Annotated in this window: 14 protein-coding genes and 1 pseudogene; all 15 read right to left on the bottom strand. The window is 40.7% G+C overall.

The features are described from left to right. Window positions 1-372: 372 nt before the first annotated feature. Window positions 373-1,074, bottom strand: a pseudogene (locus EKM81_RS09965) (sugar transferase). Window positions 1,075-1,446: 372 nt separating this feature from the next. Next, window positions 1,447-2,247 (bottom strand): tyrosine-protein phosphatase, encoded by an 801-nt coding sequence (locus EKM81_RS09960; protein ID WP_125651274.1) that lies wholly within the window; start codon window positions 2,245-2,247, stop codon window positions 1,447-1,449. 8 nt (window positions 2,248-2,255) lie between these two features. Then, window positions 2,256-2,786: a CpsD/CapB family tyrosine-protein kinase gene (locus EKM81_RS09955; protein WP_225420241.1), complete on the bottom strand. Its 531-nt coding sequence runs from the start codon at window positions 2,784-2,786 to the stop codon at window positions 2,256-2,258. A 13-nt stretch (window positions 2,787-2,799) separates the two neighbouring features. Then, window positions 2,800-2,925 (bottom strand): hypothetical protein, encoded by a 126-nt coding sequence (locus EKM81_RS11475; protein WP_263853338.1) that lies wholly within the window; start codon window positions 2,923-2,925, stop codon window positions 2,800-2,802. A 24-nt stretch (window positions 2,926-2,949) separates the two neighbouring features. After that, a complete protein-coding gene (locus EKM81_RS09950) occupies window positions 2,950-3,681 on the bottom strand; it encodes a YveK family protein (protein ID WP_263853339.1) in 732 nt (243 codons plus the stop codon). Between the two features lie 192 nt (window positions 3,682-3,873). Next, entirely contained in the window at window positions 3,874-4,971 is a 1,098-nt protein-coding gene (locus tag EKM81_RS09945) for an LCP family protein (RefSeq protein WP_125651271.1), read from the bottom strand. A gap of 1,037 nt (window positions 4,972-6,008) precedes the next feature. Then, complete coding sequence (locus EKM81_RS09940; RefSeq protein WP_125651269.1) at window positions 6,009-6,650, bottom strand: potassium channel family protein; 642 nt, start codon at window positions 6,648-6,650, stop codon at window positions 6,009-6,011. Between the two features lie 17 nt (window positions 6,651-6,667). Beyond that, window positions 6,668-8,053 (bottom strand): TrkH family potassium uptake protein, encoded by a 1,386-nt coding sequence (locus tag EKM81_RS09935; protein ID WP_164509292.1) that lies wholly within the window; start codon window positions 8,051-8,053, stop codon window positions 6,668-6,670. Window positions 8,054-9,000: 947 nt separating this feature from the next. Beyond that, window positions 9,001-9,744 (bottom strand): response regulator transcription factor, encoded by a 744-nt coding sequence (locus EKM81_RS11380; RefSeq protein WP_225420239.1) that lies wholly within the window; start codon window positions 9,742-9,744, stop codon window positions 9,001-9,003. A gap of 235 nt (window positions 9,745-9,979) precedes the next feature. Then, window positions 9,980-10,648, bottom strand: a complete 669-nt coding sequence (phoU, locus tag EKM81_RS09925; RefSeq protein WP_125651265.1) for a phosphate signaling complex protein PhoU — start codon at window positions 10,646-10,648, stop codon at window positions 9,980-9,982. Between the two features lie 14 nt (window positions 10,649-10,662). After that, a complete protein-coding gene (gene pstB / locus EKM81_RS09920) occupies window positions 10,663-11,427 on the bottom strand; it encodes a phosphate ABC transporter ATP-binding protein PstB (protein WP_125651263.1) in 765 nt (254 codons plus the stop codon). Between the two features lie 4 nt (window positions 11,428-11,431). Beyond that, window positions 11,432-12,214: a phosphate ABC transporter ATP-binding protein gene (locus EKM81_RS09915; RefSeq protein ID WP_125651261.1), complete on the bottom strand. Its 783-nt coding sequence runs from the start codon at window positions 12,212-12,214 to the stop codon at window positions 11,432-11,434. Between the two features lie 14 nt (window positions 12,215-12,228). Continuing rightward, window positions 12,229-13,101, bottom strand: a complete 873-nt coding sequence (gene pstA, locus EKM81_RS09910; protein ID WP_125651259.1) for a phosphate ABC transporter permease PstA — start codon at window positions 13,099-13,101, stop codon at window positions 12,229-12,231. After that, complete coding sequence (pstC, locus tag EKM81_RS09905) at window positions 13,098-14,009, bottom strand: phosphate ABC transporter permease subunit PstC (protein WP_125651257.1); 912 nt, start codon at window positions 14,007-14,009, stop codon at window positions 13,098-13,100. Before pstC ends, pstA begins: the two co-directional genes overlap by 4 nt. Before the next feature lie 5 nt (window positions 14,010-14,014). Beyond that, the gene (locus tag EKM81_RS09900; RefSeq protein ID WP_125651255.1) at window positions 14,015-14,911 is read right to left on the bottom strand and encodes a phosphate ABC transporter substrate-binding protein PstS family protein; all 897 of its coding nucleotides are present in this window, start codon (window positions 14,909-14,911) and stop codon (window positions 14,015-14,017) included. Between the last annotated feature and the right edge of the window lie 887 nt (window positions 14,912-15,798).

The following is a 15,798-nucleotide window of genomic DNA, read 5'->3' as shown; positions in this document are numbered from 1 at the left end:
GCCAGCAGATCGAGTGATTATTTAAATTAGCCATAGCCATTTGGCACTCCGAACACGTTTCAATAGAGTGTGAGGGGCAACGCTCTTTTGGCGTAGGATAATTTCGAATAATTGCTTGAGCTGGTGCCAACCAGATCGAGCAAATAATCAAGTTAGGCATAGCCATTTGTTGCCCCGAACACGTTTCAACAGAGTGTGAGGGCTGGTGGTCTTTTGGCGTAGGATAATTTCGAATATTTACATGAGCGGTGCAGCCGAATGTGTGAATATTTAAATTGTACCTAGCCATTTACCAGCCCGAACACGTTTACCCACAAAAAAAGTGGCAGTAGCCACTAAAGATGAGTAATACTTGCAAAATCATTTCAGAGTTTAATAAGCACCACTCGGGTGAAAAATAATTGCAACCGTTGACCAAATAATTTGAAGATCAAATTTGACCCCGGACTGGCGAATGTAGCGAATATCCAAGTCAACCATTTCCTGGAAACCAACATCATTACGACCACTCACTTGTCATAAGCCAGTACAACCAGGCTTAACTAGCAGGCGTTGCCGGTCATAGTCAGTATATTCCGCAACTTCGCGTGGTAACGGTGGTCGCGGTCCAACTAACGACATGTGCCCTAGTAAAACGTTAACCAACTGTGGAAATTCATCAATACTTGTTTTTCGAATAAAATGGCCAATTTTAGTTACCCGCGGGTCATGCTTCATCTTAAACATGGCTCCGTCAACTTCATTTTTAGCGATTAACTGGTCAATTTTAGCTTCAGCATCAACACACATTGATCTGAACTTATACATCCGAAATTTCTGACCATCCTGACCAACTCGAATCTGATTGAAGAAGACTGGACCCTGCGGATCATCAATTTTAATTAATATGGCAATAATAGCAAACAGCGGTGCTAGAATAATTAATCCACATAGACTGGCAAAAACGTCAAACAATCGCTTCACAAATTGATACCCCCAGCGACTAACCACCTTACTACGATTCAGCCACTGTAAGTCGGCAGTTGATTCACCCGCCGTTTGCTCAAAATCTGAAGAAGAATAACTATTCGCCATTCCTTCTCGTTTATCCAATACTAATTCCTCCAAAGCGCCAAATCTCTGCCCCAGAGAAATTTGACCCCGACTTACTACAAACGTCTGATTAACCCCTACCAAAAAGTTAATTAGCCATTTGTGAATACGAATCTAATTATACTGATTATCTTGTGAACTTACAAGGTAACTTCAATGATAAAATTTATTAATTTCTTAACTAGTTAGCGCATAAAAGCCCTGATTTATCAATGTTTACCCGACAAAATCAGGTATAATTTACAAATTAATGACAATCGTTTGTTATCAAATTACTTTACACATAAAAATAAAAAGACTAACAAATTAGTTGCTGGTCTTATTTAGTCATTATAAAAATATGCCATTAATAATTTACTTAAAGAAGTGCCGTTTCTCAATTGGTTCCGCCAAAATTGAATGCGTAAATGATTCACCGTTAATAATATGGCGCGAGTTTTGATAAAAAATTGGTCCGTAACTTCGGTCTAAATCATCTAACGCAAAATAGGCCTCTCTTAAAGCAAATTTTCTCCCCGCAAGCATGTGTGCATCAGAAGCTATCATCTGAACTAACCCATGACTGACCAGTTCCTCAGAAAATTTCTTTGTTTTGCGACCAAAACCGCCCACTAAGCTCGTTGCTGTTAGCTGGGCTAAAGCACCTTTATTAATGAACTCATATAAAATGCTAGGCTCTTTAATGATCCGGGCATTTCGTTCTGGATGCGCAATAATCGGCGTAATATTTTGACAACTTAGCTCAAAAAACAATTCTTCAGCATACTGGGGAACTTCTTCATGCGGAAACTCAACTAATAAATAATTCATATTAGCATCTAGGCCAATCAAATCAGGCAAACGCTTTGCCAAATCACCGTTTAAATGAACCTCTTGTCCTGGGAACACTGTCAACGGAATTTGAGCCTGATCCAGAGACGCCTGAAAATCTTGCACAGCCTGACGAACATCCGCCGCATGATTAATAAAGTGCCGATCTAGATGATGTGGCGTAGCGACAATATAACCGATACCTTCACTAACTGCCGCACGAGCTAAGGTTAAGGAATCAGCTAAACTCTTAGAACCATCATCAATGCCTGGTAAAATATGGCAATGCAAATCTACTAAACTATTTTTCCGTGTCGCTGTAGTAGTATCCTTGTCCGTATCCATAGTAGCCGCTAGCCCCCCTTGACTTTCACATCATTCAAGATAACGCCCAAAATATTGGCATGTGCCTGTTCCAAGGCTGTTTTAGTGTCTTTAACTGCCGCCTTCGTGGTGTGATTCTGGCGAACCACTAAAATAACCCCATCAACAATACTAGCCAAAATTTGGCCATCGGTAACTGGTAAGATTGGTGGTGCATAAACAATAACTAAATCAAAATTGCGTTCTAACTCTGCCAAAACACGCGACATTGCTTGGCTGCTTAATAATTCAGCCGGATTAGGTGGCGTCGGACCACTCGGAACAATTGTCAGATTCGTAATACCTGTTTCGTGGGTCACTTCCATTGCACTATGGTACTGGTGAACCAACAAATTAGTTAATCCGCGATTAGGGTCTTTAATTTTAAATGTCCGATTGACAGTTGAACGGCGTAAGTCAGCATCAACCAAAACAACCCGCTTACCAGCATTAGCAAATTCAACTGCTAAATTAGCTATAATCGTCGATTTACCTTCTGATGCCGTTGTTGAAGTCAACATAATTTTGCGCTTCTTACGCAAAACTAATATTGGTCCGCACGGTCTTGATTTGTTCTGTGAGCACTAACATCGGCTCAGTAATGGTAAATAAATTAGCTGCCTGAATTGGTTCCATTGCTGTTTTCTTTTTTCCAAACATTATCTTCTCACCTCATTCATCAATCTAGACGCGTTTCGTCGTGGCCCGTGGTTGTGGGCGCGCACCAGGTTGATCCGCTGGATTTGATGCTAATGGCTGTTGCACAACTTGATTCTGGGTAGCAGTATGATTCTTGCTGTGATGATAATGACCCACAATACCTAACTTGGTCAATCCCATTTCATTAGTTAAGAAATCAACGTCTTTAACATTATGGTCAGTTAATTCGATTAAGAAGGCAATTCCCACACCAATAATCAGTCCCAAGACAGCGCCAATTAATATATTACGTTGCTTTTTAGGTAAAACTGGACTCTTCGGCTTCTGAGCATCCGCAATAATCGTCACATTATTAATGCTTAGAATTTTTTTAACGCGTTGTTTAAAAGTGACCGCCACCAAGTTAGCCATTTTAGTGGCATAAGCAGCGTTCTCATCAGTGATGCTAACTGTAAAGACTTGCGAGTTCTGCTCGTTAGTCACCGCAATATTGCTTTCTAATTGCGCTAAAGAGATTTTGTAGTGATCTTCAGTCGCTAGTTTCTCGCACACTGGATTCAAAACCACCGATTTAGTAATAATATCCTTATAAGTATTGATCATTTGCACATCGGCTTGTTGATCACTTAATTGATTCATGGCGTTATCTTGCTTACGATTAACCAAAATATCCACACTAGCTTGATACTTCGGGGTCATCACAAAGAAACTTAACACGCCAGCAATCACAATGCCCAACACTGTCGTTAAAACAATTGCCGATCAATGCTTGCGAATAATCTTAAATAAATCACCTAAACTAAATTCTTGTTCCATTACAAACTCCCGGACTTATTCATTTTTTACCACCTGTTGACCCACAAAAATGAGATTGATCGCAATCACTGCTAATGATCAACCTCATTTCATCACTGTTGCTGCAAAATTGTTAACAACAGTATTTCTTATTTAATTATCACTGCCGTCCCACGGCGTTGTATCACTCTTGCTCGAATAAACAATATATTGTTGTCGGTCATTAGTACTCTTGAAATCAAAATTATTGTTCTTAATATTTAACTCATTTTGCCGTGTTTCTTGATTGCTAATTGTTTCTTTAGCAAGCCCATTCTCTTCTCGTAACTTGTCAGAAACTCGTTGTAATTCTGAAGTCGGCGCAATTTGAATCATGGCCTCACCCCACATGGCACTGACACCTTGCAGATGATCACTAGACATATTTTCAGCATAGCCGCGATAGTCCTTGAAAATGCTGACCATGTCATCAAACGATAAATTCGTCACCATATTGCTAGAAACCGACTGTAAAACTGACTGGAAGTTTGTTAAAGTCCGTGTACTAGCTGCCGCTTGTATTGCCGACGTAATCACTTGTCGTTGCCGATCTTGCCGGCCATAATCGCCACGAGGATCATCGTACCGCATTCGTGAATAAGCCAAGGCTTGTTTACCATTTAAATGCATCTTACCCTTAGTGAACTTGATGCCTTCATAAGTGAAGGTAAAAGGCACGTCAACATCAACGCCACCAACTGCAGTCACAATCTTAGTCAAGCCACCCATATTAATTGTAACGTAATATTCTAGTGGAACGTTCAGCAAAGTCGAGATTGACTTCAGTGCCATTTTTGAACCGCCTTTTTCATAAGCAGCATTTAACCGTTCAAAGTCAAAACTGTCAGTCCCAATTGCTTCAGCCATTGTATCTCGAGGAATACTCGTTAAAGTTGTTTGCTTCTTCGCTGGATTAATTGTAGCGATAATCATGGTATCAGTTCGACCCTTGTAATCACGGCCAAAAGCACCAGTATCTGTTCCTAAAAGCAACACATTCAATGGCTTTTGATCAGCAATCACTTTCTTTGCCGTCTTAGTTTCACCAGCACTCTTATAAGTTGAATCGATTGCGCTCTTGGCAGATACAAAGAACCAAATACCATAAGCCAAAACGCCTAAAATTAACACACCTAAAATAATTAAAATCGTCTTACGAACCGGATGCTTACGTTGATGCCCAGTTCGACGATGTTGCTCTTGCCCATCCACTCGCCGTGAACCTCCATTAATAAAAAAGTAAAATTTATCACGATTAGTTTCTAGTCTATCATGACTTGTGCAAAACAAAAATAAGTTTTTAAAATTGAAACAATTATTTAATCTAAGTACACTTAAAATATCTCAGTATCAATATTTCAATACACAACTTCATCGTGATTAGCCTTGCTAATTCAAGTATTATTAACTATCAAAATAAGTTATCTTTCGATACTCCAGCAAAGATACTTTGATAATAATCAAGCGATGCGCATCAGCCAACACGCAAGCAGTGGCTTAAATCTAAAGTTGGTTTGGGGCGAAACAGTGGACAACTCCGTTGCGGCCGGCGGGTTGTGGAACGCGGCCGGGATTGATTTGAGCTTATTGCTTTGCAACAATCTTCAATACAAGCCTTATCCTAAGCGCTAAAGCGCCAAGGATAATTTCACGGCTGGCACCCCGGCGGCCTCCACTCCGTTTTGAGCTAGGTCGGTCCACTTTAGATTTAATCGATCTTAAGGCAGGGCTGACAGAACCAGTTGTCGATTGCCCAGCAACCACCAGATGAAACTAACAGAACTGAGCACCACTAATTAGAAAATCGGATTGCAGTATACAATAAAGCCTGTGTGACAATCTTTCAAGATAAAATCGAAAGACGTCACACAGGCTATTTTTGTCTTGCTATTCAATTATTATTGCTGAGTGAATTAAGTTGATCAATCCTACTAACGCTGCCTTAACCACAAACAACAGTGAAGATTGCTAACTCAACTCCAGACGGAATGGAGGGATCTTGTCGTCAGGCGCGAAATTATTGTTGGTGCTTTAGCACTTACAATAAGCCTCGAATTTGAGATTTTCGAAGAAAAGCTCAAATCGATGGCCGCACCGTTCCACGACAAGCAGCCCGCAATGGAGTCAGAATCAATTCCGTTTCAACATCTTCACCAAATTTTAGTGCCTTTGAACTTTGGTTTTTTAATTGACACGAATCAACGACAGCCACATTCCGCAGCCAGCAACTTACTAAAGAATGGGAAATCTTATTCATTACTCAGCATAATTAAAACATCATCTTGTTCCATCGTTAAATCGGCGGGCACTGGAATAATAATTTTTTGATCACGAATAACCGCCATGATTGTATAATCGTAGTTCTTCCGAATATCTAAGGCGGCAACAGTGTGACCGATCCAATCACGATGGGGATGAATTTCAGTAATTGCTTGACGGCCGGCCTTTTCCAAAATATCGATCATGTCGGGATCAATTAAGCTGTGGGCGACTTTCTCACCCATTTCAATTTCGGGTAAGATCACCTGATCAGCACCAATTCGTTGCAAGATTTTCTTTTGCCGTTGGCCTAAAGCCTTCACGACAATTTTGGGTACACCAAGCTCTTTGGCGGCCATTGTGGCCATAATTGAGGCTTCAAAATTCTCACCCATGGCCAATACGACCACATCAAAATCACCGATGCCTAAATCCTTCAAAGTATCCTCATCAGCGACATCAGCTTGAACCACATGACTGGTATACTCAGCGGCTTCATTTAAGCGTTCTTCATTCGTATCACAAGCTAAAACTGTGACATCATATTCAGCCAGTGTTCTAACAATACTCATGCCAAAACGACCTAGCCCTAAGACGGCATATTGTAAATCAACGCGTTCAATACTATCCATAACTAACCTCCAAGTATCTATCCAATAACCACTGTCTCTTCAGGATAACAATAGTTCTTTTGCTTTAAGCGCCGGCCTAATGCCACGATAACTGTAATTGGTGACAAACGACCAACAAACATGCACAGCATAATCACAATTTTACCAATTTGGCTTAAATGTGGGGTAATCCCAGTCGTTACGCCAACAGTTCCCATCGCCGAACTAACCTCATAAACTAAATCTAGCAAGGAATGATTAAAAGCAGAAGACTGTTCACTGAAATTCAAAATAATAATTGCTGTAAGTGCGATTAAAATAAAAGCAGTCATCACTGTTAAAGCTTTTTGCAACAGGCTAATTGGTAAGGTGCGCTTGAACCCAACAATTTTAGGTTCGCCACGTAACGCCGAATGAACGGCAATTAATACCACCGCAATCGTCACAGTTTTGATCCCACCTGCAGTTCCGGCTGGTGACCCGCCAATAACCATCAGCACCGCTGACAACAACTTGCTCAATTCTGTTAGGCCAACTTGATCAATTGAATAATAACCGGCCGTTCGCAAAGTAATTGACTGGAATAAGCTATTTAAAACTTTATGGCTAACTGATAAACGTCCTAGTGTCTGATCGTTGGACCATTCCAAAATCAAAAAAATGACTGTACCTAACAGTAATAAAATGCCCGTCATCAGTAACGCAATTTTACTGTGCACAGATAACATTTCTAGTCGATGACGCAATGACCACTCGCGATGTTGGCGAAACTTGGTCAATAATTCAATGATTACTGGAAAACCTAAGCCGCCAATAATGATTAACAACCCAATTGTTAAGAGAATCGCCCAGCTATCGCCAAATGGTAACAAACTATCTGCCCCAAGAACATCAAAGCCAGCGTTACAGAACGCCGATATGGCATGAAAGATTCCTTCATAAACAGCCCGTCCCCAAGAGATAGACTGTGCCCGATGAAATAGTAAGGTCAGTATGGCGGCACCAATCGCCTCACAAGTCAAAGTGATTTTTACTGTCTTAGCGATAAATGGCCCCATACCGCCAATTTTATTTTGCCCATAGGCCGTTTGAATGACAATACTATTTTCTAAAGAAATCCGCCGGTTAAATAATTTTAGACTAGCTATAAAAATCGAAATAAAACCTAAAGCGCCAAACTGGATCAGCGCCAAAATAACTAATTGACCAAATAAAGTCCAGTGTTCTAATGTATTGACCACAACCAAGCCCGTGACACAGCTAGCCGAGGTCGCAGTGAATAGTGCATCCAAAAAACCAATTGAATGGCCATCATTGCTAGCTGCCGGCGTGTTCAGCAACAGCGCCCCTAACAAAATCAAAATCACAAAACTTAGAGTAATGAGTTGCGTCGCTGAAAAATGGTAACGTTTCTTAGTTCGCAATTTTATAGTCTCCTTCAATAACTCTTAAAGTTTAGTATAGCATTGCTCCTGCAGAGACGAAATACAGGTGTGGACATCTTGCCTAACTAATTTAATTTTTAATGATAGCTAGGATACTAAAATAGAACTAGTTCTGACGCCGTTTTGGATTGCGGAACACGGCGGCCGTCGAATGAAGGCAATTATAAACCAAAGTTCAAAAAGACTAAAACCTGTAAAGTTATTGAAACGGAATTGGTTTTGACTGCATTGCGGGCTGCGGGTTGTGGAACGCAGCCGAGATTGATTTGAGCTTATTGCTACGCAACAATCTCAAATACAACCCTTTGTCTAACTGCTAAAGCAGTAAGACAAATTTGGCTGCTACTCGCAAGCTCGGGCGCAAATAAAAACCATTGGCTGACAACCCGGTCCCTCCATTCCGTCTGGAGTTAAGTTAGTAACTTTCACTTTTGTTAGTGGTTAAGGCAGTGCTAGTGGGATTGATCAAGTTAATTTACTCAGCGATAATAGTTAAATGGCAAGACCAAAATAGCCTGTGCGACATCTTTCAATTCCATCTCGAAAGATTGTCACACAGGCTTTGTAGTTCACTGCAATTTAATTTTTTAATCGGCGCTACTAAATTTTACTAATTCATCTAGTAATTACTGAGAAATATGTGGCTAACTTTACTAGCATCGTCTTAAAATCGATTAAATCTAAAGTGGACCAAACTAACTCAAAGCGTAGTGGAGGCCGCCGGGTTGTCAGGTGTAAAATTATCCTTGGCGCTTTAGCGCTTAGGATAAGCCTCGCATTTGAGATTTTCGCAGAAAAGCTCAAATCGATGGCCACGCCGTTCCACAACCCGCCGGCCGCAATGGAGTTGTCCGCTATTTTGCCCAAAACCAACTTTAGATAAAATTGCCCAGCAACCGCACATTGGATAAATCGTCCTTGCTAGATTACTGATAATCTATTTTTAAATTCTTATCCTCAAAGATATAACCAAAACCACGGACTGTTTTAATAATTTTAGGATTTTTCGAATCAAGTTCAATTTTATCTCGCAGATGACTAATGTGAATGTCAACAATACGTGAAGATTCAAGTTCATCATAACCCCAGACTTTAGTCAAAATTTGCTCACGATTTAAAACCTGGCCGTTATGGTTGATTAAATAAATAAGTAACTTAAATTCCTTAGGTGTTAGTCCCAAATCATGATTGTCTCGTGTGACCTGATAGTGCTGTAGATCGATTGTTAAGTCATCTAAATGGATGGTCGAAGATTTAACAGCACCTTCTAATTCAGGATGCTGGGGCTGCTGGTGTCGATGGGTTTGATAAATCCAAATTCGCTGTTTTAACCGCGCCAACAATTCTGAGAATGGCACTGTCGTTAATAGGAAATCATCAATTTTTAGGGCAAACAGCATTAACATCACTTCTTGCGACCAAGCCTTGGCCAAAACAATAATCGGGCCATTAACGACTGGTCGATTCTGGGCAATTAATTGCGCAGTCTCGTCCAAACCAATGCAGTCTAAATCAAGCAACACAGCGCTGAAGTCCTGACTAGCAATTGCCTGAGCGGCACTTTGTTGACTGGTCACGTTAAAAACAGTGTATTTCTGTTCCCCCAAACGTTCATTTAGGCGAATAAATATTTTCAATTGTTTCGTTAAAAAAAGAATTTTAGCTGGCATGATTGATTCTCCATTAACGGATTTCCCGCCACCATATGAACTGAACATAAAACTAGGGTAATTAGTCGCAATTGTTCCTCAAACGAACCGGCCTTAACAAGTTAATTTTAACTGGTTATTTGCCAATATTTGAGGATCTTGCTTGCTAGTTACCCCACAAAAGCTATTTTCTAATTGTTGTAATGACATTTATCAGGTCAACTAAATACCCAACTTATCACTTGATTAAAATTTACTAGTCACGCCGATGATTGCCTAACTCGACAATGTTGCCAGTTTTACTGTAAACAATCCATTCACTAATATTAACAATATGATCGCCAATTCTTTCAAGAAATCGCGCAACCATTAAATAACTAGCGCTAGCCGGCGCTAGCTCACTATCTAATTGCGGTGAGTTAGTTAAGGCCTGGCGAATTTGGACGTATTGCTGATCAATTTCATGATCAGTGGCCGCTACCTTTTCAGCAACACTAACATTCTCACGGAAATAAGCATCCAAAGCCTCTTCCAACATTTTGCGAACACTATTAGTCATCGCAGCAATCATTTCTTCTACTTCGGGAATTCTTTGATTACCTTTAATATAAATTGTTTCGCGGGCAATTCCGACAGCGTGATCACCAATTCGTTCCAAGTCAGCGCTGGCCTTTAAAATTGAAACAATTTCCCGAAAATTGGTCGCAACTGGTTGTTGTAATGCCATTAGATATAGGGCTTGTTTTTCTAAACTAACTTCACTGCCATTAATCATGCGATCATGGTCAATCACTTGCTGAGCCAATTGTTTATCATGATCAATGAAAGATTTCGTCGACTGATAAATTTGTTCACTAACATTGATACCCATGTCCATAAAATTAGTTTGTAAGCTTTTTAATTCATCGAAAAATTGCTGTCCCATCTGCTTATTTCTCCTTATCCAAACTTACCATTTAAATAATCACTGGTTGCTTGCTCTCGGGGGTTCATGAAAAATGGTCGTGTGGGACCAGTCTCGACTAATTGCCCATCTAGGAGAAAAGCAACCTGATCAGAAATACGGCTTGCTTGCTGTAAATTGTGGGTCACGATTACTATGGTATACAATTTCTTCAATTCAATCAAAGTGGCCTCAATTTTTGCACTGGCGATTGGGTCCAGCGCACTTGTTGGCTCATCTAGCAAAATAATCTCTGGCTTTGCTGCCAAAACACTAGCCAAACAAACCCGCTGCTGTTGACCACCAGATAAAGCTTGAGCAGGTGTGGCTAAGCGATCTTTAACTTCATCCCAAATAGCCGCCTGCTGTAAACTAGTTTCAACAATTTCTTGCATCATTTTTCGATCATGCAAGCCTAACATTCGCTGACTAAAAGCAACATTGTCGTAAATTGAAAAGGGAAATAAGGTGGGTTGCTGGTAAACCATCCCAATCTTAGTCCGTAGAATTGCCGGATTAACCTTTTTCGCATAAATATTATCACCGCGAAATTGAATTTCACCGCCAACTTGAACCTCTGGTACTAAGTCATTACTTCGATTTAAGCAGCGTAAAAAAGTTGATTTGCCACTACCAGACGGTCCCATAATCGCCGTAATTTTATTTTCAGGAAAGTTTAGCGATAACTGATGAACCGTTTCGCGCTTGCCATAGCTAACAGTCACATTTTTTGCAGTTAATAATGGTATTTTCTCTGTCATCGTCTCACCCGAAATTCCCTGATAAATAATCGTTGGTCAATTGTAAATGCGGTTTAATAAACATCTGTTTCGTACGATCAAATTCTCGAAGCTTTCCTTCATAGAAAAACGCCGTATAATCGCTGATCCGCGCAGCTTGCTCTAAATTATGCGTCACAATAATAATTGTATAGTTTTGCTTCAGCTTTAATAAATTAGCCTCAATTTTAGCGGTTGCAATCGGATCTAACGCACTGGCGGGTTCGTCAAGCAGTAACACATCAGGCGTCAGCATTAAGGTGCGCGCTAAACATAGTCGTTGCTGTTGCCCGCCAGAAAGTTGTAAAGCATTGCGGCTTAAATCACCCTCAATTTCCGACCACAAATCAACCATCTCTAAAGCTGTTTGCATTTTTTCTTGAAGTGCTGCTCTGCTAATGTGTTGATGTTCCATCACCCCAAAACTCAGGTTAAACCGAATCGAGCGCGCAAATGGATTGGGCTGTTGAAACAGCATGCCAATTTGTTGCCGCAACCGATACACATTAATTTCAGGTCGATTCACGTCAACTTCGCCTAGCATGATTTTACCCTCAACTTTAGCCAAGCCATCATTCATGCGATTTAAACAGCGTAAAAAAGTAGATTTGCCTGATCCTGAAGGACCGATTAGCGCCGTAATCGCATGCTGAGGAAACTGTAAATTAGTGGGCCACAATGCCTGTTGATCATAAGTAACGGTTAAATCTTCAGTCTGAATTGCAATTGGTTCTGTGGGCGTTTGCAGATAGGTTGCAACTGGTGCCATGATAACTCACCTCACTAACGATAAATTTTATGCTGCCAATGATGCGCTAATTGGCGTGCTAAGAAATTAAAAGCGACAATCGTTAAAATTAAAACTACGATAGTTCCTTGCGAAATCACTTCAGCGTCAGGCCCAATACTCTCAGTATTTAATTTCCAAATATGCACCGCTAACGTCTCAGCAGGTCGTAACGGATTTAAAAAACTATTACTGTCAAAAATATTCCAATTGCCATAATTTAATTTAGGCGCACTTTGACCAGCAGTGTAAATTAGCGCGGCTGCCTCACCGAAAACACGGCCAGCACTTAAAACTATGCCAGAAATCATTCCGGGGATTGCCTCCGGTAAAACGACTTTAATAATCGTATGCCATTGTGACACTCCTAAAGAGATGCCAGCATCTAAACGACTGCTGGGAACTGTTGCAATCGCCAAAGACATACTTTGCGTCAGAATTGGCAAATTGAAGAACGTTAAAGCAATTGCACCAGAAAGTACTGAAAAACCAATTTTAAATTTGAGTACTAATAATAAGAAGCCAAACAAGCCGATGATAATCGAAGGTAATGAACTTAAAGCCTGAATGGCCATTTTTGCAACTGACGCAAACCGACTTTTCTCACCGTAAATGGTTAGCGCAATTGCCGACCCTAATGCGATTGGGCATGACAAGATCAACGTCAAAATTAACAGATAAAGTGAATTAAACAGTTGGTCGCGAATCCCTAAACCATCATCACTAGCTGTGGTCAAGAACTGCCAGTTAACTGTCGACCACCCTTTAGCAATTAAAAAGCCAACAAAAAGGAGAATTAGCGCAACCACCGTTGCCACAACTGCATAAATCAACCAACGACAAATCCGATCGATCAAATAACGATTCATGCTGCACGATCTCCTTTCGTAAAGCCTTTAACAATTAAATTAAATGCCAGCGAAATCAATAACAGGATCAAGGCCAACGTCCACAAAGCATTATTAGGCAAAGTGCCATCAATTGTATTCCCAATATCAGTCGTTAATTTACTCGTCAGTGTTGCCGTTGGCGACACTAAACTAGTTGCCATCTGCACAGTATTACCGATAACCATTTGAACGGCTAACGCTTCGCCGAAAGCTCGGGCCACGCCGTAAATAACAGCAACGACTAATTTTTTAGCCGAAATTCTTAAAATCACATGATAAATAACTTGCCAGCGCGTACACCCCAAAGTATAGGCGAACTTCTGATAACTAGGGTCAACGCTACGCATACTTTCAATTGCTAAAGAGGTAATCGTCGGTAAGATCATCAAGGCCAGAATCAAGGCGCCAGCTAAAATACCAAAGCCAGTCCCACCAAAATGCTGCCGGATAATCGGCACCAGCACTGTTAACCCAATAAATCCATAAACAACCGAAGGAATGCCTAGCAATAATTCGATAATTGGCTGAACAAATTTCTGACCAAATTTAGGTTGTAACGCAACAACATAAATCCCTATGACAAAAGCTAGCGGTGTTGCCAAAGCTGCCGCTAGCATAGTTGTCACAAATGAAGTTGTCATTAGCGCTAAAGCACCTAAATCTGTTTTACCACCGCTCAGAGTCCCCGTATTCCAATCAGCTGTCGTCAAAAATGACCAGACAGAAACATGGTTTTTGGTAAATGTTTGAATTCCTTTACTACTAATAAAGTAAATAATGGTTACCACCAATAGTAAAAGAATACTAACGCTGATGTAGCACAACCAGCGGCCCCAATTATCTTGACGAATTTCTTTTGAGCGGGTAAAAAGTGGATTAGGCTCCATTTAAATCACTTCTCGCTTACTTTGTTTTGAGCGTCCTTAGTAACCTTCATGTCATGAATACTGATATAACCTAATTTCTTAACAGCCCCATTTTGAACTTGGTTAGTTTCCATATAAGCCAAGAACTTCTTAGTTGCTGCATCGATTTTCTTCTGCGTATACATATGTTCGTAAGACCAGATCTGCCATTTATTCGTCGTCACATTAGCTTCAGTGGGCTTCACACCATCAATTGCTAACGGCTGAATATCTGATTTGAAATATGAAAACGCTAAGTAACTAATTGCACCTGGTGTTGAACGAACAATTTGTTGAACTGTCCCATTGGAATCCTGCTCTTGGGACTTAACAGCCTTAGCGCCATCCAAAACGGCTGCCTCAAAAGTTGCGCGAGTACCACTACCTTCAGCGCGATTGATCACCGTGATAGCTTCGTCTTTCCCACCTACTTCTTTCCAATTTTTAATTTTTCCAGTAAAAATATCTTTTAATTGCGCCATGGTAACTGATTTAACGCCAACTTCTGGATTAGCTACTGGCGCCATCCCCACAACCGCTACTCGATGATCAGTTAATTTATCTGCAGGCACGCCATCTTTCGTCTCTGCGAAAATATCTGAATTACCAATGGCAACGGAACCTTGGGCTACTTGACTTAGACCAGTCCCGGAACCGCCACCTTGAACGTTAACTGTAATATTAGTATTTTCCTTTTGAAAATCTTTAGCCGCTTGCTCCACTAACGGCTGTAAGGCAGTTGACCCTACGGCCATGATTTTGGCACTTTTGGCAGAACTGCTTGAGCTTGAACTGGTGCCACTGCTGGCAGCTTGCTTACCACAAGCGCCTAACAATAATAATCCTGCAACTGCTAGTGATCCTAGAACCAGTTTTGCTTTCATTTTTGACTCCCCTATTCTGTGTGTTGTGTCTTAATTACAAGCACAGTTTAGCAACCGCGTATAAAGATTAAGTATGGTTTATGTAAATATCGTGTAAAGATTACACTTATTTTCTCAGTAACTTACAGAAATAAAGTTATTCGTGCCGTGGATTGATTTGAGCCAATTACCAAACCAAAGATCTAGGGCGCTAAAAACCGGTGAAGTTGTTGAAACGGAGTTGGGTCTGACTGCATTTCGGGCTGCGGGTTGTGGAACGCGGCGGCCGTCGATTTGAGCTTTTCTGCGAAAATCTCAAATTCGAGGCTTATTGTAAGTGCTAAAGCACTAACAATAATTTCGCAGCTGACAACCCGGTCCCTCCATTCCGTCTGGAGTTGAGTTAGCAATCTTCACTGTTGTTAGTGGTTAAGTCAGTTCTAGTAGAATTGATCAACTCAATTCGCTCACAGGTAATAGTTGAATAGTTAGACCAAAATAGCCGGTGTGGCATCTTTCGATTTTATCTCGAAAGATTGTCACACCGGATTTTGGGGGTACTGCAATCTGATTTTCTCACAGTGGTGCTCAATTCTGTTAGTTTTATCTGGTGGTTGCTGGGCGATTGGCGTCAGGTGTGAAATTATTCTAAACGGTTTACCGTTTAGAATAAGGCTTGTATTTAAGATTTTTTGTAGAAAAAGCTTAAATCAACGCCCACGCCGTTCCACGCCCTAAAAATCGCCCAGCAACCACCTTCTCAAATTGGGGAATACTTAGCACTACTTAGACCTATTTCAAAAGAAACAAAAAAGCAACCTTGGCGAAAAGGGCGCTGGTCCGCGTCAAGTAGACAGTTCAAATAATTAAAGTTTCTATGCAATTTCTTTTACGGCATGATTCCGGTA

Source organism: Lapidilactobacillus gannanensis, assembly GCF_003946675.1.
Classification (GTDB): Bacteria; Bacillota; Bacilli; order Lactobacillales; family Lactobacillaceae; genus Lapidilactobacillus; species Lapidilactobacillus gannanensis.
This window is presented reverse-complemented; position numbering and strand designations above follow the sequence as displayed.